This is a genomic window from Comamonas sp. 23 (assembly GCF_049601575.1).
Lineage (GTDB): Bacteria > Pseudomonadota > Gammaproteobacteria > Burkholderiales > Burkholderiaceae_C > Comamonas > Comamonas squillarum.
In genome coordinates this window covers 1,924,812-1,944,385 of record NZ_CP187127.1, presented here as the reverse complement: position 1 = coordinate 1,944,385, position 19,574 = coordinate 1,924,812, and the positions used below count along the sequence as shown (strand labels likewise).

Annotated in this window: 18 protein-coding genes and 1 pseudogene; 8 read left to right on the top strand and 11 right to left on the bottom strand. The window is 64.8% G+C overall.

Annotation, left to right across the window (positions count from 1 at the left end):
* Window positions 1-14 precede the first annotated feature (14 nt).
* From ACPEE1_RS08735 to ACPEE1_RS08720, 4 genes are all read right to left on the bottom strand, one after another.
* A complete protein-coding gene (locus ACPEE1_RS08735; RefSeq protein WP_423935979.1) occupies window positions 15-752 on the bottom strand; it encodes an SDR family NAD(P)-dependent oxidoreductase in 738 nt (245 codons plus the stop codon).
* 1 nt (window position 753) lies between these two features.
* Complete coding sequence (locus tag ACPEE1_RS08730; protein WP_021026020.1) at window positions 754-1,281, bottom strand: 2,4'-dihydroxyacetophenone dioxygenase family protein; 528 nt, start codon at window positions 1,279-1,281, stop codon at window positions 754-756.
* Window positions 1,282-1,484: 203 nt separating this feature from the next.
* Window positions 1,485-2,312 carry an undecaprenyl-diphosphate phosphatase gene (locus ACPEE1_RS08725; RefSeq protein ID WP_116925978.1) on the bottom strand — a complete coding sequence of 276 codons (828 nt, stop codon included), beginning with the start codon at window positions 2,310-2,312 and terminating at the stop codon, window positions 1,485-1,487.
* A 118-nt stretch (window positions 2,313-2,430) separates the two neighbouring features.
* Window positions 2,431-3,066 (bottom strand): ABC transporter ATP-binding protein, encoded by a 636-nt coding sequence (locus ACPEE1_RS08720; RefSeq protein WP_116925977.1) that lies wholly within the window; start codon window positions 3,064-3,066, stop codon window positions 2,431-2,433.
* Window positions 3,067-3,141: 75 nt separating this feature from the next.
* Here ACPEE1_RS08720 and ACPEE1_RS08715 point away from each other — a divergent pair, with 75 nt between their 5' ends.
* A complete protein-coding gene (locus tag ACPEE1_RS08715) occupies window positions 3,142-3,507 on the top strand; it encodes a hypothetical protein (RefSeq protein ID WP_423935976.1) in 366 nt (121 codons plus the stop codon).
* Between the two features lie 25 nt (window positions 3,508-3,532).
* On the opposite strand, the gene argC is transcribed toward ACPEE1_RS08715, so the two are convergent.
* On the bottom strand, window positions 3,533-4,459 hold the full coding sequence (argC, locus tag ACPEE1_RS08710; protein ID WP_423935974.1) for an N-acetyl-gamma-glutamyl-phosphate reductase: 927 nt from the start codon (window positions 4,457-4,459) through the stop codon (window positions 3,533-3,535).
* 128 nt (window positions 4,460-4,587) lie between these two features.
* Here argC and ACPEE1_RS08705 point away from each other — a divergent pair, with 128 nt between their 5' ends.
* Window positions 4,588-5,472, top strand: coding sequence for a LysR family transcriptional regulator (locus tag ACPEE1_RS08705; RefSeq protein ID WP_116925974.1), 885 nt, complete (start codon window positions 4,588-4,590; stop codon window positions 5,470-5,472).
* A gap of 32 nt (window positions 5,473-5,504) precedes the next feature.
* On the opposite strand, the gene chrA is transcribed toward ACPEE1_RS08705, so the two are convergent.
* Window positions 5,505-6,740, bottom strand: coding sequence for a chromate efflux transporter (gene chrA, locus ACPEE1_RS08700; protein ID WP_423935971.1), 1,236 nt, complete (start codon window positions 6,738-6,740; stop codon window positions 5,505-5,507).
* Between the two features lie 46 nt (window positions 6,741-6,786).
* Here chrA and ACPEE1_RS08695 point away from each other — a divergent pair.
* A pseudogene (locus ACPEE1_RS08695) lies at window positions 6,787-7,314 on the top strand (LysR family transcriptional regulator substrate-binding protein); the annotation flags it as partial.
* 255 nt (window positions 7,315-7,569) lie between these two features.
* Here ACPEE1_RS08695 and ACPEE1_RS08690 read toward each other — a convergent pair.
* Window positions 7,570-8,400: a TOBE domain-containing protein gene (locus ACPEE1_RS08690; RefSeq protein WP_182342762.1), complete on the bottom strand. Its 831-nt coding sequence runs from the start codon at window positions 8,398-8,400 to the stop codon at window positions 7,570-7,572.
* Window positions 8,401-8,600: 200 nt separating this feature from the next.
* Between ACPEE1_RS08690 and modA the strand changes: the two genes are divergently transcribed.
* The 3 genes from modA (at window position 8,601) to modC (ending at window position 11,359) form a co-directional block, all read left to right on the top strand.
* Complete coding sequence (gene modA, locus ACPEE1_RS08685; RefSeq protein ID WP_423935969.1) at window positions 8,601-9,356, top strand: molybdate ABC transporter substrate-binding protein; 756 nt, start codon at window positions 8,601-8,603, stop codon at window positions 9,354-9,356.
* Between the two features lie 171 nt (window positions 9,357-9,527).
* The gene (gene modB, locus ACPEE1_RS08680; RefSeq protein WP_423935967.1) at window positions 9,528-10,226 is read left to right on the top strand and encodes a molybdate ABC transporter permease subunit; all 699 of its coding nucleotides are present in this window, start codon (window positions 9,528-9,530) and stop codon (window positions 10,224-10,226) included.
* Window positions 10,223-11,359 (top strand): molybdenum ABC transporter ATP-binding protein, encoded by a 1,137-nt coding sequence (modC, locus tag ACPEE1_RS08675; protein WP_260719898.1) that lies wholly within the window; start codon window positions 10,223-10,225, stop codon window positions 11,357-11,359. Before modB ends, modC begins: the two co-directional genes overlap by 4 nt.
* 88 nt (window positions 11,360-11,447) lie before the next feature.
* On the opposite strand, the gene ACPEE1_RS08670 is transcribed toward modC, so the two are convergent.
* Window positions 11,448-12,080, bottom strand: coding sequence for an OmpA family protein (locus tag ACPEE1_RS08670; protein ID WP_260719899.1), 633 nt, complete (start codon window positions 12,078-12,080; stop codon window positions 11,448-11,450).
* Window positions 12,081-12,522: 442 nt separating this feature from the next.
* Here ACPEE1_RS08670 and ACPEE1_RS08665 point away from each other — a divergent pair, with 442 nt between their 5' ends.
* Both ACPEE1_RS08665 and ACPEE1_RS08660 read left to right on the top strand, forming a co-directional pair.
* On the top strand, window positions 12,523-13,155 hold the full coding sequence (locus tag ACPEE1_RS08665) for a TRAP transporter small permease subunit (RefSeq protein WP_182342772.1): 633 nt from the start codon (window positions 12,523-12,525) through the stop codon (window positions 13,153-13,155).
* A gap of 21 nt (window positions 13,156-13,176) precedes the next feature.
* Window positions 13,177-15,006, top strand: coding sequence for a TRAP transporter large permease (locus ACPEE1_RS08660; RefSeq protein ID WP_182342774.1), 1,830 nt, complete (start codon window positions 13,177-13,179; stop codon window positions 15,004-15,006).
* A 292-nt stretch (window positions 15,007-15,298) separates the two neighbouring features.
* Here ACPEE1_RS08660 and ACPEE1_RS08655 read toward each other — a convergent pair whose 3' ends face one another.
* The 3 genes from ACPEE1_RS08655 to ACPEE1_RS08645 form a co-directional block, all read right to left on the bottom strand.
* On the bottom strand, window positions 15,299-16,384 hold the full coding sequence (locus tag ACPEE1_RS08655) for a TRAP transporter substrate-binding protein (protein WP_116925966.1): 1,086 nt from the start codon (window positions 16,382-16,384) through the stop codon (window positions 15,299-15,301).
* A 233-nt stretch (window positions 16,385-16,617) separates the two neighbouring features.
* Window positions 16,618-18,531 (bottom strand): 1-deoxy-D-xylulose-5-phosphate synthase, encoded by a 1,914-nt coding sequence (dxs, locus tag ACPEE1_RS08650; RefSeq protein WP_260719900.1) that lies wholly within the window; start codon window positions 18,529-18,531, stop codon window positions 16,618-16,620.
* 125 nt (window positions 18,532-18,656) lie between these two features.
* A complete protein-coding gene (locus tag ACPEE1_RS08645) occupies window positions 18,657-19,565 on the bottom strand; it encodes a polyprenyl synthetase family protein (RefSeq protein WP_116925964.1) in 909 nt (302 codons plus the stop codon).
* Window positions 19,566-19,574 lie beyond the last annotated feature (9 nt).

Sequence of the window (19,574 nt, the reverse complement as noted above, 5' to 3'; positions counted from 1 at the left end):
TTTGTCGTGCAGTTTCAATAGGTCGCACGTCCACCGGATACATCAAACACCGCCCCAGTGCTGAACGAGCAGGCGTCAGACGCCAGCCACAGCACCTGGGCCGCAATCTCCTCGGGCTCGCCCAGCCGCCCCATCGGGCTCTTGGCAATCATCGTGGCCACATGCGCGGGGGCCATCTGCTCCAAAATGGGCGTGCGCACCGCTGCCGGTGCCACCGCATTGACCAGCACGCCGCTGCCGGCCAGCTCCTTGCCCAGCGATTTGGTCAGCGCCAGCACCCCGGCCTTGGCGGCGCTGTAGGCCGACGCATTGGGCGTGCCCTCCTTGCCTGCGAGCGAGGCGATATTCACCACCCGGCCATAGCCCTGGGCACGCAGCACCGGCACGACCGCCTTGCAGACGTGGTAGACACCGACCAGGTTGATATCGATCACGCGTTTCCAGACGGCATCGTCAAAGGCATCGAGAGCCATCGTGGGCCCGGTGATACCGGCGCTGTTGATCAGCATGTCAACCCGGCCCAGGCGGGCCAAGGTCTGCGCCAGCGCCGCCTGGATGCTGGCCGGCTCGGTCACATCGACCGGGCAGAACAGCGCATCGCCGGCCAGCGCTGCGGCAAGCGGCTGCAAATCCCAAACGGCGACCCGCGCGCCCGCTTGCTGCAAGGCCTGCACCAGGCTGGCACCAATGCCGCTGGCGCCCCCCGTCACCACGGCCACGCGGCCGCCAAATTGGTAGCTGCAATCGGCCATGTCAGCGGATGAACTGGTTGGTGTAATCGGCACCCAGGCCAACGGCCTCGAAGTGCTTGCGGCACATGTCGATCTTGGTGAACACGTCCTCAAAACCCATGCCCTTGCCCCAGGGGTCGGTGTAGTACATGACACCATTGACCTGGAAGTAGGTGATCATTTCCTCGCAGTCTTCGGGCACATACAAGGTGTGGGTCTCGCCTGGTGGCTCGAACACATAGCTGCCTTCCTTGGCCCACCAGTCGTGCTCCAGGTATTTCCAGCGGCCCTTGAGCACAAAGCCATGCACCGCCTGGGGGTGGCGGTGGCGGCTGAGCACCCCGGACTTGCGCACCTTGAGCAGGTTCATCCAGTAACCCTGGCTGGCATTGAGGCAAAGCGGACGAAACCAGACATTCTCGGCCTGCGGCACCCACAGCCGCTCATCGGTGGGGATGGCGCTTTCCACCACGATCTCGGGCAAGGCATCAGGTGGGTTCGGATACTGGTAAGGCATCAACGGGGTCTGGTCAGGGCTATCTACAGGCATTTATCCACCATATGGACTAAAGTTCATAATATGGATAATTGTAGAGAACGCCGAAAGACCCGCAGCCCAGACAAACCCCAAGCCTTGGGCGGCACAGACATATTGGCGACAGGGACCGGGCTGCGGCAGTGGCCCAACGGGCACAAAAAAAGCCCGGCTGTCGGGCCGGGCTTGAGTGTGCGGATGCGCGAGGATGTTCGCGATCAGGAATCCACCCAATTGACCATGCCGCTAAAGGCGGTCACCAGCACGATGATGCCGAACACAATGCGGTACCAGGCAAAGGGCACAAAGCTGTTGGAGGCGATGTAGCGCAGCAGCCAGCGCACGCACAGCCAGGCGCTGATGAACGAGAAGATGAGCCCCGTCGCAAACATGGGCAGGTCCGCCATCGACAGCAGTGCCCGCTCCTTGTAGAGGCTGTAGACACCTGCGCCGATCAAGGTGGGGATCGCGAGGAAGAAGGAAAAATCGGTGGCCGCCTGGCGCGACAGGCCCATCAGCATGCCGCCGATGATGGTCGAGCCGCTGCGGCTGGTGCCCGGAATCATCGCCAGGCACTGCACCAGACCCACCTTCAATGCATCGAGCGGCGTCATCTCATCGACCGTCTGCACCCGCACATGGGCCGACTGGCGCTTTTCCGCCCAGAGAATCACAAAGCCGCCCAGGATAAAGGTGGTGGCCACGACGATGGGCGTGAACAAATGCGCCTTGATGTACTTGCCAAACAACAGGCCCAGCACCACGGCGGGCAAAAAGCCGATGAAGACATTGAGCGCAAAGCGCTGCGCCTGGCGGCTCGATGGCAGCGCCACCACGGTGCTGCGGATCTTTTGCCAATACACCAGAATCACCGCAAAGATGGCACCGGTCTGGATCGCGATGTCAAACACCTTGGCCTTGGCATCGTCAAAGCCCAGCAGGCTGCCGGCCAAAATCAAATGCCCTGTCGAGGAGATCGGCAAGAACTCCGTCAGCCCCTCCACCACGCCCATGATGGCGGCTTTGATCAACAGCAAGGTATCCACAACAGTCTTTCAAAAAATCGGTCTGCCCGATTATCCAGCGGCCCAACACGCGCCACAGGGCTGGCCCCCGGGCGCGCACGAAAATTTACACAATGCAGCGCCCGCGCCTGCGCAGCCACTACGGCGCCGGCAGCGCCACCACCTGCACGGCGCCCCCGGCATCCACCAAAGGCTCGTAATGCGCCAGCACGGCATAACGCCCCTGCGCGGCCAGGTGCGGCGCCAGTGTTTGCAGGCCCTCGCGCAAAAAAGCCAGCGCCGGCTTGTCCAGCCCCGAGGTCGGCTCATCGATCAGCACCAGCCGGGCGCCACTGGCCAGGCCCAGCGCGATGACCAGCTTGCGCAGGCTGCCAGTCGAGAGCGCCAGCAACGGCTTGGCGCTGTGCGCGGCCAGATCCAACCCCGCCTGCCACTGCACAAAAAGCGCCTCGTCCCAGCCCGGACAGTCGCGGCGCAACTGCGCCACCCAATCGGCCACCACCGTAGTGCCTGGCGGCATGGTCGCAGGCAGCCGCGGCTCGTGCCAGAACACGCCCCCTGCGCTCTTGAGCGCCTCCGGCGTCTGGCCATCGATGTGCACGCTGCCTGCGCTGGCCTGCAGCTGCCCGGCCAGCAATTGCAATGCCGTGGTCTTGCCTGCGCTCAGGCCATCGACCAGCTGCACCAGGCCAGGCGCAGCCTGCCATTGCCAGCCGACCAGCAGCGGGGCCGCTTGCGGGTAGGAGAAATCCAGCGCATTCCATTCCAGGCTCATAGGGGTATCCGGCTTGCTTGATTAACTCCTAAAAACATAGCATAAAATCGCGCAATATCGATGAAACCCCCGCAGATGCTTGACTATTTGGACTTTGACACCAGCGATGACGGCGAAGGCCTTACCAGCCTCGATGCGATGGCCTATGCCAAGGCCACCCAGTGGCCGGCGCTGACGGCCGAGGTCACGCAGCTGCTGGCCTGGTGCAGCGATGCCTTTGGCGCCCCCGGCCCGCTGGAAGATGGCCACCGCTGGGATCTGGACCTGCAGCTGCAAAGCGATGCAGGTGACGCGCTGGCCTTGCACTGGGATGCGCTGCAGCGCCAGCTGCTGGCGCCGCAAGCTGCTCAGCAGACCGCGCTGCAGCTGAGCCTGACCCTCAGCGGCCCCGATGCCTTTGCCCAGCAGCTGACCGAGCAGTTTTTGGGCAGTAACGACTAGCGAATAGCTGGCCGACGGTGGCCTGCTAGGCGCCCAGCATCAGGTCCAGGTTTTGCACCGCCGCACCTGATGCGCCTTTGCCCAGGTTGTCAAAAATGGCCGCCAGCAGCACCTGGCCCTGCGCCTCGTTGTGGAAGACGCTTAGTTGCATGGCATTCGTGCCGTTGAGCAGTTGCGGATCCAGGTGTGTAAGCGCTTTGGCCTCGTCCAGCGACAAGACCTGCACATCAGGCGCCTGCGCATAGTGACGTGCCAGGCAGGCCTGCAGCGCAGCGGCATCCACCCCAGGCGGCAGCATGCGCAATGCCAGCGGCACCGTCAGCACAATGCCCTGGCGATACGCGCCATAGGCCGGCACAAACAGCGGGCGCGCGTCCAGGCCTGCGTGCAACTGCATCTCCGGCGCATGCTTGTGCGCCAGCTCCAGGCCATAGACCTGGAAGGCTGGCGGCTTGGCATCGCCCCCGCCCTCATGCGCCTCGACGCCAGCGCGCCCGCGCCCGGAGTAGCCGGATACCGCATGCACGCTGAGCGGGTAGCTGGCAGGCACCAGCCCGGCCTGCACCAGCGGCAGCAGCAAGCCGATGGCCCCCGTCGGGTAGCAGCCGGGATTGGTCACCCGGCGGGCCTTGGCAATGCGCTCGGCCTGCGCTGCCGACATCTCCGCAAATCCATAGATCCAATCGGCGTGGGTGCGGTGCGCAGAACTGGCATCGATCACCCGCACCGCAGGATTGACGATGGACTGCACCGCCTCGCGCGCAGCCGCATCGGGCAGGCAGAGGATGGCGATATCACAGGCATTGATGGCTTCGGCCCGGCGCTGGGCGTCCTTGCGCTCAGCGGCTGGCAGGGTCACGAGACGGATATCGCTGCGCCCGCGCAGCCGCTCATGGATTTGCAAACCGGTGGTGCCCTGGTCGCCGTCGATAAAAACAAGAGGAGTGCGCATATGTAGATGACTTCCGAGAATGCGGGCGCTGGCCCATGGATCGAGCCGCTATGTTCCTCCGGGCCCTAAAATAATGAAAGTTGAATTTCACAAACCAGACGTTCAGCATTTCTGAATTTGGAGCCACGATGCGAGAGATCAGCCTGGACCGTTTGCGCACCTTGGTGGCGATTGCCGACCAGGGCTCGTTCATCAAGGCCGCCCATAGCCTGCACCTGGCAGCACCCACGGTCAGCCTGCATATTGCCGAGCTGGAGCAGCGCATTGGCGCGCCGCTTCTGTCGCGCAAGCGCGGGCATGTGCGGCCCTCGGCCATTGGGGAGGTGTTGGTCGCACGCGCGCGCCGCCTGCTGGACGAGGCCGAGCTGGCGCTGAGCGACATCCAGCGCCAGGTGCAGGGGCTGGAAGGGCGTGTGCGGCTGGGCGCATCGACCGGGGTGATTGCGCATCTGCTGCCCCAGGCATTGGCAGTGCTGCGCGATCAGCATCCGGGCATCGACATCCAGATCAGCGTCCAGACCTCGGAGGAGACGCTGGCGCGCCTGGTGGATAGCCGCTTGGACATCGGCGTCACCGCCCTGCCCCAGCCAGCCGTCGCAGGCCTGGTGATCAAGCCCTGGCGCCGCGATCCTGTGATGGCCTTTGTGCCTGCCGACTGGACCTGCCCGGCCCGCCTCACACCGCAGTGGCTCGCCGGCCAGCCGCTGATCCTCAACGATGCCAGCACACGCCTGTCACGCCAGACCAGCGAGTGGTTTGCCGCGGGCGGCCACCACCCGGTGCCGCGCATTGCGCTGAACTACAACGATGCCATCAAGAGCCTGGTCGCCGCAGGTTACGGCGCCACCTTGTTGCCGCACGAGGCCACGGCCCCACCGCCGGACGCGCGCATCGCCATGCGCCCGCTGCGCCCTGCGCTGTGGCGCCGGCTGGGCATCGCCCACCGCGCCGGCTATGTGGAGCCCTCCACCCAGCATGTGCTGGATGTGCTGTGGGGCCTGCGCCTGGTGTGAGCGCCGCTGCCGCTGGCCAATCGCCCTGCCCGCTAGAAAAACCACCAGCCGCACAAGGCCGCGCCCACCACCACCCATAGCGCGGAGAGCCGGGCAAACACCAAGAGGCCAAATGCGGCCAGCGCCAGGCCAAAATCCAGCCGGGAATGGATGGCGCTGGTCCACACCGGGTCGTACAGCGCAGCCAGCAGCACGCCGACAACCGATGCATTGATGCCCGCCATCGCCCGCTGCACGCCGGCCCGCTGGCGCAGCGATTCCCAGTACGGCAGCACACCGGCCACCAGCAACAGGCCCGGCAAAAACACCGCCAGCAGCAAGGCCAGGCCGGCCCACCAGCCGCCCCATGGCGCGGGCATGGCCGCGCCCAGGTAGGCGGCAAACGTGAACAGCGGGCCCGGCACGGCTTGGGCTGCGCCGTAACCGGCCAGCAGTATGTCGTTGGACACCAGCCCGCCCGGCACCAAGCTGGCCTGCAACAACGGCAACACCACATGGCCGCCGCCAAACACCAGTGCACCGGCCTGGAAGACCTGGCTTGCGATGGCCAGCAAGCTGCCTCCATACGCGGCTATCAGCCAGGGGCTCAGCCCCAGCAACACGGCGTAGACCAGCAGCAAGCAGCTTCCCACACGGTTGCTGACACCATAGTGCTGGTGCTGTGCCGCAGGCAGCGGGCCCAGCTTCAGCACCCAGCGGCCCAGCACTGCACCCAGCACGATGGCTGCCAGCTGCCCATAGGTGGAAGGCACGGCCAGCACCAGCAAGGCGGCGGCGATGGCCCATGCGGCACGCAGCCGGTCCGGACACAACGCCCGCGCCATGCCCCATACAGCCTGCGCCACCACCGCGACGGCCACGACCTTGAGGCCATGCACGGCGCCCGATGTGGCCAGCCCTGTCCATTGCGACATGCCCAGTGCCAACAGCATCAGCAGCAGGGCCGATGGCAAGGTAAAACCCAGCCAGGCTGCCAAGGCCCCCCACCAACCCGCCCGGCCCAGGCCCAAGGCCATGCCGACCTGGCTGCTGGCCGGGCCGGGCAGAAACTGGCACAGCGCCACCAGATCCGCATAGGCGCGCTCATCGATCCAGCGCCGGCGCAGCACAAACTCGGTATGGAAATAGCCCAGATGCGCGACCGGCCCGCCAAACGAGGTCAGGCCCAGCTTCAAAAAGGCGCCCAGCACTTCCAGCGCAGAGCCCTTGGCCGGGGCGGGATCTGCTTGCGGTGAAGGGCAAGGCTCTGGGCTGGGGTGGGCGTTCATAGGGAGGCACAGTCGCGGTGGTTGGCCAGCAGCATAAGCGGGCTCGGTGGCATTGCCAAGACGATCATGCATCAACTTGCCTGCGCAGGCCTTGGCAGCAAGCGCTTGCTGCCCGCATTCATCAGCCCCATGCCGACAATCGCCGCACCACCACCTACCAGCAAGGAAGCGGTGCGAGCGCCTGCAGATCGCCTCGTTTGGCGCGACATCCTCGCTGCGCCTGCTGCCGCAGCTGCTGGCCGCATTTCGCCAGGCCCATCCACTGGTCGAGGTGCATATCGAAGAAGCGGTGAACAGCGTGGTGCTGCAATGGCTGCTGGAGCGCCGCGTGGAGCTGGGCTTTGTGGTTTTGCCCGACGAGCGCTTTGACTCGGTGCCGCTGATCGAGGGCGAGTTGGTGGCCGTGCTGCCCGCCACCCATCCGTTGGCCCAGAAGACCAGCATCAGCGCGCTGGATTTTCATAACCAGCCATTTATTCGCACCTCGGCGGGCTCCGGCCCGCGGGTGGACGCGTTCTTGGCCGACAAAGGCGCCGTTCCCAACACCTTGTACCGGTTTGAGCAGCTCAGCTCGATGATGGGCTTTGTCGCGCAAGGCGATGCGCTGACCATTGCCGCGCGCCTGGCGCTGCCCGCGCCCCGGCCGGCGTCACCTACCGCCGGCTCATGCCGCGCAACCACCGGCCCATCGCGCTGGCGGCGCTGCGCTTTGACCGCTTATCGCCGGCAGCAGCGGCCTTTGTCGAAACCACCCGAAAACTGCGCAAGCGCCTGGTGCTGGAATAAGGCGCCTGGACGTCAGCGCCTCGCTGCCGGGCGCAAGCCGGGTTTATTCGCCGCTCAGCGCAATCACCACCGCCGAGGGCTCCACCGTCACCTGCACCGCAGAGCGCGCGCGCAGCGACGTGGCCTCGCGGCTAAAGCCCACCAGCTGCACGCCAGACTGCAGGCGTACGGCCAGCTCCTGCACCGTGCCGCCGCGCGTCGCCCGTGTAACCGCACCCTGCCAGACGTTGCCCCCCGGCGCCAGCGCGGCAGCGGCCGATTCCGCTTGCACCGCGACAGCGGTGGCCTTGCACATGGCAAGCACCGGCAGGCCCTGGCGCAGGCCCAAGAGCTGCGCGCTCTCATCGGTGATATGGGAATGCAATACAAACTGCGCGCCAGCATCGGCCCCCTGCAATTGCACCTGCACCAAGGGGCCGCTGCGGCTGAGTTGGGCCACGACACAGGGCCATTGGTTGCGCATGCTGGTCATCACCTGCAATCGCGCCAGGGTGGTGGCCACTGAGATGCCTGCTTGCCCGGCATTGCGTGCCTGGGGGTCTGCAGCCGTTGGAAGCTGGCGCGCATGCTCGAGCTGCACATGCAATTGCTCACGGGCATGGCCCATGGCATCGGCCGCTTCGAGCAGCAGCAGCGCATCGGCCGTGAGCTGCGCCCCCCCGCCGCCCTTGCCGCCCACACTGCGCTGCACCAGCTCCACACCCGCCAGGTTGGACAAGGTATCCAGGGCCTGCCAGGCCGCCTTGTAGCTGATGCCCACGCGGCGCGCGGCCTCGGAGATGGAGCCGCAATCCTGGATATGGCGCAGCACATCCATGCGGCGGTCAGAGCGCTTCTCGGCGAGCGCGGCAGCGAGCGATGCTTGGGGAATCATGGCGCGAATCTTCGCATGCTTTAGCGCCCCGCGCCGGTGCCCAAAGCGCGGTTGGAGAAAAGCCTTGCCCAGAATAGCGTGCCAATAGCGGACCAATAGCGTGCCCATACAGGGGCCTATGGCCCCCATCATTTGGCACCCCAAAACAATCTCGCTACACTCGCGCTATTCATTAACAGAATAGCGATTTGATGACCGCCATGATCCAACGCCGCTTCGCCCCCCTCGCCCTGTCCCTGTTGGCCGCCCTCGCTGCCAGCGCCCATGCCGATGAAGTCTCTGTGGCTGTGGCCGCCAACTTCACCGCGCCGATGCAAAAGATTGCCGCCGAGTTCGAAAAAGACAGCGGCCACAAGGCGGTGCTGTCGTTCGGCGCCACCGGCAAGTTCTATGCACAGATCAACAACGGCGCACCCTTTGGCATTTTGCTGGCTGCCGATGACACGACGCCGGCCAAGCTGGCCCAGGAAGGCAAGGGCGTCGCCGCCAGCCGCTTTACCTACGCCATTGGCCAGCTGGTGCTGTGGAGCAAGCAAGCGGGCTATGTGGACGACAAGGGCGCCGTGCTCAAGATGGGTGACTACCGCCATATCGCGATCGCCAACCCCAAGCTCGCCCCCTATGGCCTGGCCGCGATGGAAACGCTCAAGAACCTGGGCCTGACCGACCAGGTGACGCCAAAAATCGTGCAGGGCGAGAACATCGGCCAGACCTACCAGTTCGCAGCCAGTGGCAATGCCCAACTGGGCTTTGTGGCGCTGTCGCAGGTGATGGAAGACGGCAAGCTGCGCGAAGGCTCGGCCTGGATGGTTCCATCGGCCATGCATGAACCCATCCGCCAGGACGCCATTGTGCTGAGTAGCGCCAAGGACAATGCCGCCGCCACCGCCTTGATGCAATACCTCCAGGGCGACAAGGCGCGTGCCATCATCAGGTCCTACGGCTACGCGTTCTAAGGCGCGGCGGGCCACCGAACTGGCGGGTCTGATCCCGCTGGTCTCTGCTCGGCCATTGACCTCAGCGCGTTGGTCCGGCCAAACACTGCCCTTGCCGGGCCCGCGCTGCGCGTGCACCATGTGCGCAGCAGCCTCCCTCCTTCAACCCACCTCGCCACGCCCTCCTCTGCCGTGAGTACCTCCCTTCTCAGCCCCGACGACTGGGCCGCCATCTGGCTGACGCTGGAGCTCGCCAGCGTCACGACTGCCCTGCTGCTGGTGCTGGCCACGCCGCTGGCCTGGTGGCTCGCGCATACGGCATCGCGCTGGCGCGGCCCCATTGGCGCGGTGGTGACCTTGCCGCTGGTGCTGCCGCCAACGGTGATCGGCTTTTACCTGCTGGTCGCGATGGGCCCCAATGGCCCGGTGGGCCAGCTCACCAGCGCCCTGGGTCTGGGCTATCTGCCCTTTACCTTTGCCGGGCTGGTGGTGGGCTCGCTGGTCTACTCGCTGCCCTTTGCCGTGCAGCCGTTGCAGCGGGCCTTTGAGGGCCTGGGCCGCCGCCCCCTGGAAGTGGCTGCCACCCTGGGCGCGAGCCGTATCGACAGTTTCTTCAGCGTGGCGCTGCCGCTGGCGCGCCCCGGATTTATCACCGCAGCCGTACTGACCTTTGCCCACACGGTGGGCGAGTTCGGCATCGTGCTGATGCTGGGCGGCAATATCCCCAGCAAGACGCGCGTGGTGTCGGTGCAGATCTACGACCATGTCGAAGCGATGGAGTATGCGCAGGCACACTGGCTGGCCGGCGGCATGGTGGTGTTTGCCTTTGTGGTGTTGGTGGCCTTGCAATGGCTGCAACCCCGCGACAGGAACAACGCGAGCCCCCTATGACGCAAGCCCAGAACCACCACGACGGCATTCACGCGCGCCTGCAGCTGCAGCGCGCCGCGTTCCAACTGCAGGTGGACCTGCAGCTGCCCGGCCAGGGCGTCACCGCACTGTTTGGCCCCTCGGGCTGCGGCAAGACCAGTTGCCTGCGCGCCATTGCCGGGCTCGAACGTGCCCAGGGCCAGGTCAGCGTCAATGGCGAGCGCTGGCAAGACGATGACAGCGCCCACTGGCTGCCCACGCACCAGCGGGCACTGGGCTATGTCTTCCAGGAGGCAAGCCTGTTCCCGCACCTGAGCGCCCATGACAACATCCGCTACGGCCTGCGCCGCACCCCGGCCGCGCGCCAGCGCGTGCAGATCGAGCGCCTGGTCGAGCTGCTGGGCATTGGCCCGCTGCTGGGGCGCAAACCTGCCACCTTGTCGGGCGGCGAACGCCAGCGCGTGGCCATTGCCCGTGCACTGGCTACCAGCCCGCGCGTGCTGCTGATGGATGAACCGCTGGCGGCGCTGGATGCCGAGCGCAAGGCCGAGGTGCTGCCCTACCTGGACCAGCTCAGCGATCAGCTCAAGCTGCCGATCCTGTACGTCAGCCACTCGATCGACGAAGTGGGCCGCCTGGCCGACCGGGTGGTGCTGCTGCAAACCGGCCGTGTCGTGGCGCAGGGGCCGGTGGCCGACATGCTGACCGCGCTGAATGCCCCGCTGGCCCAGGCCCTGCCCGATGCCCAGCAAGCCAGCTTGCTCGAAGGCCAGGTCTGCGGCCACGACCTGCAAGACCACCTGTGGTCGCTGCAAATAGGCGCCCACCCGCAGCTGCAGCTGCACTGGACGCAGGCCGATGCCCATTACCGGCAAGGCGAGCGGGTGCGCCTGCGCGTGATGGCGCGCGATGTCAGCCTGTCGCTGATGCCCCAGACCGGCAGCTCCATTCTCAACAGCCTGCCGGCCGTGGTGACGGCCCTGCAGCAAAGCAGCCCAGGCCAGGTGCTGGTGCAGCTGCGCCTGGCACCGGGTGCGGCTGATGACACGCCCCACCTGCTGGCGCTGGTCTCGGCCCGCTCGGCACGTCTGTTGCAGCTGGGTCCCGGCCTGCTCGTGCATGCGCAGCTCAAGGGCGTTGCCGTCTTGCGCTGACCGCCATGGCGCGCAGCGGCCGCTCAGGCCCCGCCAACAACAAAAAAGCCCGGACGCATCCGGGCTTGGTCGTGTCTGCTGGGGCCGATTAAGGGGCCAGCACCACTTCCACGCGGCGCGCTTGGGCATTGTTGCCCGCGCTCTCCACCGCTTCGGGCTTCTTCAGCTCCAGCTTGTCTTCGGTCACGCCCAGGGCCAGCAGCGCATCGCGCACGGCAAAGGCGCGTTGCTTGGCCAGCTCGGCGTTCTTGTCTGCGTCGCCAGTGGCATCGGTGTAGCCCGAGATGACGGCGCGTTGGCCGGCCTTGACGCCAGCGATCACATCCACCAGCGCTTCGTTCGCACCCTGGGCCAGCTCGGCCTTGGCCGTGGCAAAGTAGAACTTGACCACACCGTTTTCGATCACCACCGCAGCAGCGTCATCGGCCACCACGGCAGCACCGCCAGCAGCAGCGGCTACGCCGGTAGCGCCAGCGGCATTGCCAGCCTGCGCCGCAGCGGCCGCACGGGCAGCAGCAACGGCCGGGTCCGTACCACCCAGCACGGCGCCGCGCTTGGCGCCAGTCTCAGCAGCGACCACGCCGGCTTGGCCAGACTTGGCGCCATGCAAGCCTGTGTAGGCGCCAAACCAGATCACGCCCAACACCACCAGGGTGATCAGGGCAAATACCAGGCCCAAGGCAAAGCGCTCATCACCGTCATTATTTTGCGAAGAACTCACAGTCAGACTCCAGGCACCCGTGGTGCATTAAAAAAGAAATTGTTGTGGCTGCATGCCGTGGCCGCGCAGGCCCTGCACAGCCCCATGGCAGATACGCGCGAGATTGTACCTTGCAGCACTGGCGCTGCGCAGCGAACCTCCCACGGCCGATGCAGCCAATCCGGTGCGCAAAGTGGCAACCAACCAGGTAGTAACCCGGCACCCGGCGCTCGAAAATAGATAGCAGGTCATCGTGACACCATGCCCTTTACCTAGTGATTACCCTTGAGTTGGCGGCTTTCTCTGAAATATTTTTTCATCCTTGCGCCTGTTCGCAACATCGGCAAGGTAATTTGTATGGGGAAGCGCGTAGTTATTCGTAAAATCAGTGCTTTTCGAAAATGTGCATTTGCTTACCGGCAATGAGCACGTGTGACAGGACTAGCCAACCATTGGAGACACCATGCAGGCTTTACTCGCCCTATCCAGGGCTATCGACAGGCTCAATGCTTTCGTCGGCAAATACTCAATCTGGCTTATCTTTGCCGCCACCTTCATCAGCGCCGCCAACGCCATCGTCCGCAAGGCCTTCGACGCCAGCTCCAACGCCTTCCTGGAAGTGCAGTGGTACCTGTTCGCCTGGTCCTTCTTGCTGGCCGCCGGCTACACCTTGCTGCACCGTGAGCATGTGCGCATCGACGTCATCAACTCGCGCCTGTCCAAGACCAAGCAGGTCTGGATCGACATCATCGGCTTTGCGCTGTTCCTCACTCCGCTGTGCGTCACGATTCTGTGGCTGAGCATGCCGGTGGTGATCCAGATGTACCAATCTGGCGAAATGTCGGGCAATCCCGGCGGCCTGATCCGCTGGCCGGTATGGGCCGCCATCCCCGTGGGCATCACCTTGCTGATGCTCCAGGGCCTGTCCGAGCTGGTCAAGCGCATCGCGTTTCTGACTGGCGATGGCCCCGACCCGATGGGCAAGCTCAGCGACAAGAGCGCTGAGGAAGAGCTGGCCGAAGCACTGCGTGCCGAAGCTGAAATCAAGCAGGCCCAGGCGGCTGCAGCAGTCCAGGCTGCTGCGCGCCAGTCTTGAAGGTAGCACGAGGATCTCACCATGGAATTTATCGCTACCAACTACGCCCCGATCATGTTCGCGGGCCTGATCGTCTTTTTGCTGCTTGGTTTTCCCGTGGCGTTCAGCCTGGGCGCTGCCGGCCTGATGTTCGGCTTTATCGGCATTGAGCTCAATGTGTTTCCCTCGTCGGTGATGGCCTGGTTGCCCCAGCGCCTGATCGGCATCATGGCCAATGACACCTTGCTGGCCGTGCCGTTCTTCACCTTGATGGGCTTGATACTGGAGCGCAGCGGCATGGCCGAGGACTTGCTCGACACGGTGGGCCAGGTCTTTGGCCCGATCCGTGGCGGTCTGGCGCTCGCCGTGATCTTTGTCGGCGCGCTGCTGGCCGCTACCACCGGTGTGGTCGCCGCATCGGTCATCTCCATGGGCCTGATCTCGCTGCCCATCATGCTGCGCTACGGCTATGACCGGCGCCTGGCCTCGGGCGTGATTGCCGCATCGGGCACCCTGGCCCAGATCATTCCGCCCTCGCTGGTGCTGATCCTGATGGCCGACCAGCTGGGCAAGAGCGTGGGCGATATGTACAAGGGCGCGTTCATCCCCGGCTTCATGCTGATGGGTCTGTATGTGCTGTGGGTCGCCTTCCTGGCCATCTTCAAGCCCAAGCTGGTGCCTGCGCTGCCCGTTGAAGCCCGTATCTACCGCGAAGCCAACGGCAATGCCGGCTACACCTCGCTGATCGTGGTGATGGGCCTGTCGACGATTGTCGCGATCTTCCTGGCCAACCACATGGCCGACATCCACACCTGGTGGGAAGGCAAGCTGGTCACCGACGTGGCCACCGACGAGAAGATTGTCACGGCCATGTGCGGCGGCACCTTCATCGCCTTTGTCATCGCCTCGATCAACCGCGTCTTCAAGCTGGGGCTGCTGTCCAAGCTGGCCGAGCGCGTGACCTTTGTGCTGATCCCGCCGCTGCTGCTGATCTTCCTGGTGCTGGGCACCATCTTCCTGGGCATCGCCACCCCCACCGAAGGCGGCGCCATGGGTGCCATGGCCGCGCTCATCATGGGCTTTGCCCGCAAGCGCCTGAACATGAACCTGCTCAAGCAGGCGCTGGGCTCGACCACCAAGCTTGCCAGCTTTGTGATGTTCATCATGATTGGCGCGACGACCTTCAGCCTGGTGTTCCAGGCCGCAGACGGCCCCAAGTGGGTCGAGCACCTGCTCACCAGCCTGCCAGGCGGCCAGACCGGCTTCCTGATCGTCGTCAACGTGATGATCTTCTTCCTGGCCTTCTTCCTGGACTACTTTGAGCTGTCGTTCATCGTCGTGCCGCTGCTGGGCCCCGTGGCTGACAAAATGGGCATCGACCTGATCTGGTTCGGTGTGCTGCTGGCAGTCAACATGCAGACCTCGTTCATGCACCCGCCGTTCGGCTTTGCGCTGTTCTTCCTGCGATCGGTGGCGCCTGATAAGCAGTATGTGGACCGGGTCACACACAAGGTGATCGAGCCGGTGACCACGATGCAGATCTACAAGGGCGCTGTGCCGTTTGTGCTGATCCAGCTGATCATGGTCGGTGTGCTGATCGCCTTCCCGGGCATCGTTACGGGAGCTTTGGAAAAGCCGGCGGTTGTCGACATGCAGAAGGTCAATGAGCAGATGATGAACCAGCTGGGCAACGCAGACGGCGGCTATGGGGACAACCCCTTTGCCAGCCCGGATGCACCCGCCGATGCAGGCGCAGCACCGGGCTCCGATGCAGGCGCAATGCCGGCACCCGCCGCAGAAGGCTATGGCTCGGACGATCCAGCCAAGGCCTTGCAGGACTCGCTGGGCACTGCTCCCGCAGAAAGCAAATAAGGGGCGCCCAAGCCCTTCCCACCCGAACCCTGGCTTGCCCAGGGTTTTTTTATGGCTGCCTGCAGCTGGGTGCCACAACGCCCCGTGCGCTGGTGGTCCGGCGAACCGGCGGCCCGGCGGCCCGGCGAACCGGCATCGAGGCGCTCCGGCCGCACCCAGTCATGAATGAGTGCGAAGTACCCAAGCCGCATGCCGATGCACCCACGCAGCCTGTATAGACGCAAAAAAGCCGCAGCAAGCTGCGGCTCTTGGCTGCTGCGGCCAAGCCCCAATGGCCTGGCGCATCTCCCGATCAGGGCAGTTTGACCTGGGCCATGTACTGGTTGAAGGGGTACTCGGAGAAGCGGTTCCACAGGATCTGGTCCTTCTGGAAGGCGCGCATGTCCTGGTGGATCTTCTTGAACTCGGGCGACTTGGCCTCGTGCTCGGCAAAGGTTTCCATCGAGGCCTTGAAGCCAGCGTCCATCAGCTCCTTGGAGAACGGCTTGAGCTGGGTCTTGTTGGCTACCAGGTTCTTCAGCGCGATGGGGTTGAGCACCTGGTACTTGGCGGTCATGTCGGCAGCGGCCACGCGGGTGGCGGCGTCCAGGATGGCCTTGTTCTCGGGCGACAGCGCGTTGTACTTCTTGATATTGATGAAGAACTCCAGATCAGCCGAGCCTTCCCACCAACCGGGGTAGTAGTAGAACGGAGCGACCTTGTTGAAGCCCAGCTTTTCATCGTCGTAGGGACCGACAAATTCCACCGCGTCCAGCGTGCCCTTTTCCAGCGCCTGGTACACGTCGCCCGCTGGCATGTTCTGCGCGACCACGCCCAGCTTGGCCATGGCCTCACCGAACACACCGCCGCCCATGCGCATCTTCAGGCCCTTCAAGTCAGCCACGGTCTTGATTTCCTTGCGGTACCAGCCGCCCATCTGGGTGGTGGTGTTGCCCGCCGATGCGGTCTTGAAGTTGTATTTCTCAAAGAAGGCATCGAGCAGCTTGCGGCCGTTGCCGTGGTCCTTCCAGCCCGCCATCTGCAGGGTGGTCAGGCCAAAGGGCACGGCGCAGCTGAACGCGAAGATCGGGTCCTTGCCGGTGAAGTAGTAGGCCGCCGTCTGGGCCATGTCGATGGTGTCGCCCTGCAGCGCATCGACCACGCCGAATGCGGGCATCAGCTCGCCCGCAGGGTGGACCGAGATTTCAAACTTGCCGCCGGACATGGCCTTGACGGCCGCAGACAGCTTTTCAGCGGAGCCGAAGATGGTGTCAAGCGACTTGGGGAAGCTCGAGGCCAGGCGCCAGCGCACTGCAGCCTGTGCATGCACGGCCGGTGCCACCCCTGCGGCCAGAACGCCAGCGATACCGGCATTTTTGATAAGCGAACGACGATCCATTCGTGTCTCCAATTATTTGTTGAAAGTAAAGGTAGCTATCCTGCCATAGGCGCGAGCCGCTTTTAGCTTTGCAAATTGTAGAAATGGTTGCAGAAGTGACTTCAGCGGGTTTTCCCCAGAGTTTTGCAAAGGATTCTGTCCGCATTGCGCCACAGGCGGCGCAGGCCACAAAAAAGCCCGGTTCACCATGACCGGGCTTGTCAAGAGAACCAGGCGCGTGCCAGGCGGGCGGATCAGGCCGCAGCGCTCTGGCCGGCGGCCGCCTCAGGCACCGCAAAGCGTTCGCGGATGCTGCGCTCGATGCCCGTCGCATCCAGGCCCTGCATGGCCATCAGCTTGACCGGGTCGCCATGCTCGATAAAGGCATCGGGCAGGCCCAGCTGCAGCACCGGCACATCGATGTGCAGCTGCTGCAATGCCTCGAGCACCGCGCTGCCCGCGCCGCCCATCAGGCAACCGTCTTCGACAGTGACCAGCGCCTCATGGCTTTGCGCTACCTGCTCGAGCAGCTCGGTATCGAGCGGCTTGGCCCAGCGCATGTTCACCACCGTGGCGTTGAGCGCCTCACCGGCCTGCAAGGCCGGATAGAGCAGACTGCCAAAGGCCAGGATGGCGATACGCGGGCGGCCCGCCACCGCAGGCTGCGCCTGGCGGCGGATCTCGCCCTTGCCAAAGGGCAGGCCTTCCAGCGATTCGAGTGGCGCCACACCGGCCCCCGCGCCACGCGGGTAGCGCACGGTCACCGGGTGGTTCTGCGCAAAAGCGGTGCTCAGCAGCTGGCGGCATTCGCGCTCATCGGCCGGGCAGGCGACGCTCATGTTCGGAATGGCGCGGGTAAAGGCGATGTCGTAGTTGCCGGCATGGGTGGCGCCATCGGCCCCCACCAGGCCCGCGCGATCCAGCGCAAACACCACGGGCAGGTTTTGCAGCGCCACATCGTGGATCAGCTGGTCATAGCCGCGCTGCAGGAAGGTCGAATAGATGGCGACCACCGGCTTGAGCCCTTCGCAGGCCAGGCCAGCGGCAAAGGTCACACTGTGCTGCTCGGCAATGCCCACATCGAAGTAGCGCTTGGGAAAGCGCTTTTCAAACTCGACCATGCCCGAGCCTTCGCGCATGGCTGGAGTGATCGCGACCAGGCGCTCGTCCTGGGCGGCCATGTCGCACAGCCAGTGGCCAAAGACCTGGGTAAAGGTGGGCTTGGGCGGCGTGGCGGGCTTGACCAGGCCGATGGCCGGGTCAAACTTGCCCGGGCCATGGTAGGCCACCGGGTCGGCCTCGGCCAGCTTGTAGCCCTGGCCCTTTTTGGTGACCACATGCAGAAACTGCGGGCCCTTGAGCTGGCGGATGTTCTCCAAGGTGGGAATCAGCGAATCGAGGTCATGGCCATCGATGGGGCCGATGTAGTTGAAGCCGAAGTTCTCGAACAGGGTGGCGGGCACCACCATGCCCTTGGCCTGCTGCTCCAGGCGCTTGGCCAGCTCCAGGAGCGGCGGCACCTGCTTGAGCATGCTCTTGCCCACGCCCCGCGCCTTGGCATAGAACTGGCCGCTCATCAGCTGCGCCAGGTAGCGGTTGAGCGCGCCCACCGGCGGGCTGATGCTCATGTCGTTGTCGTTCAGGATCACCAGCAGATTGGCGTCGCTCACCCCGGCGTTGTTCAGCGCCTCGAAGGCCATGCCGGCCGTCATTGCGCCATCGCCAATGATGGCCACGGCCTGGCGGTCGCTGCCCTGCAGCTTGAAGGCCTCGGCCATGCCCAGCGCCGCCGAGATACTGGTCGATGAATGGGCGGTGCCAAAGGCGTCGTATTCGCTCTCGCTGCGCAGCGGAAAGCCCGAGATGCCGCCCCACTGGCGCAGGCCCTGCATGCGGTCGCGCCGGCCCGTCAGAATCTTGTGCGGATAGGTCTGGTGGCCGACATCCCAGACAAAGCGGTCATGCGGCGTTTCATAGACGGCGTGCAGCGCAATGGTCAGCTCCACCGTGCCCAGGTTGGAGCTGAGGTGCCCGCCGGTCTTGGACACGCTCTCGAGCACAAATTCCCGCAGCTCACGCGCCAGGGTCTTGAGCTCGGCGCGCGACATCTTGCGCAGATCCGCCGGGTCATTGACGGTGGCTAGCAGGGGAAAGGTCTTCGTGGACATACTATGGTTTGGTCACTTGCTACGCATACCTCGGAAGCATCCGCGCAGTTTTTTTACTGGAATGGCAAGGGGCTATGTTAGCGCCTTGAGGCTGGTTAAGCCGTCACAAGGCGCATTTGGCCTACTCAATGGCTGCGGCGCACCACCATGTCGGCCAGCGCCGCGAGCGCGGCCGTCTGGGGCAAACCGCTGCCTGCCAGTGCCCGCTGCGCCTCGGCCAGCAGCTCATGGGCATAGTCGCGCGCGGGCTGCAGGCCCATCAGCGATACATAGGTGGGCTTGTCGTTGTCGGCGTCCTTGCCGGCGGTCTTGCCCAGCGTTGCCGAATCGGCCACCACATCGAGCACATCGTCGATCACCTGGAACGCCAGTCCCAGGGCGGCGCCGTATTGCTTCAGTGCTGCGAGCGCTGCGCCCTGGATGCCGGCGCAGGTGGCGCCCATCTCGACGCTGGCCTGCAGCAGCGCGCCGGTCTTGAGCTTGTGCATCTGCTGGAGCTGCTCGCGGCTGAGCTGCTTGCCCACACTGGCCAGGTCAATGGCCTGGCCACCGGCCATGCCGTTGTAGCCCGCTGCCCAGGCCAGCTGGCGGCACAGGCGCGCCTGCACGCCATCGGAGATGGCACTGCCCTCGGGAACCAGGATCTCGAACGCCAGCGCCTGCAGCGCGTCGCCCGCGAGCAAGGCCTGGGCCTGGCCAAACTGCACATGGACGGTGGGCTTGCCACGGCGCAGCACATCGTTGTCCATACAGGGCATATCGTCATGCACCAGCGAATAGGCGTGGATCAGCTCCACCGCGCAGCCGGCGCGCAAGGCGGCCTCTGCCTGGGACGCATCCAGGCTGCCCACGGCCTGGGCAGCGGCCAGCACCAGCAGCGGGCGCAGGCGCTTGCCGCCATCGAGCACGGCGTAGCGCATGGGCTCGCCCAGGTTGGCAGGGGCATCGGCGGCGATCCACAGCGTGAGGGCGTCCTCCACGCGGGCGAGTTCCTGGCTGCACCAAAGGGCAAAATTATCGTGTGCTGAAGTCATGGTTAGCAC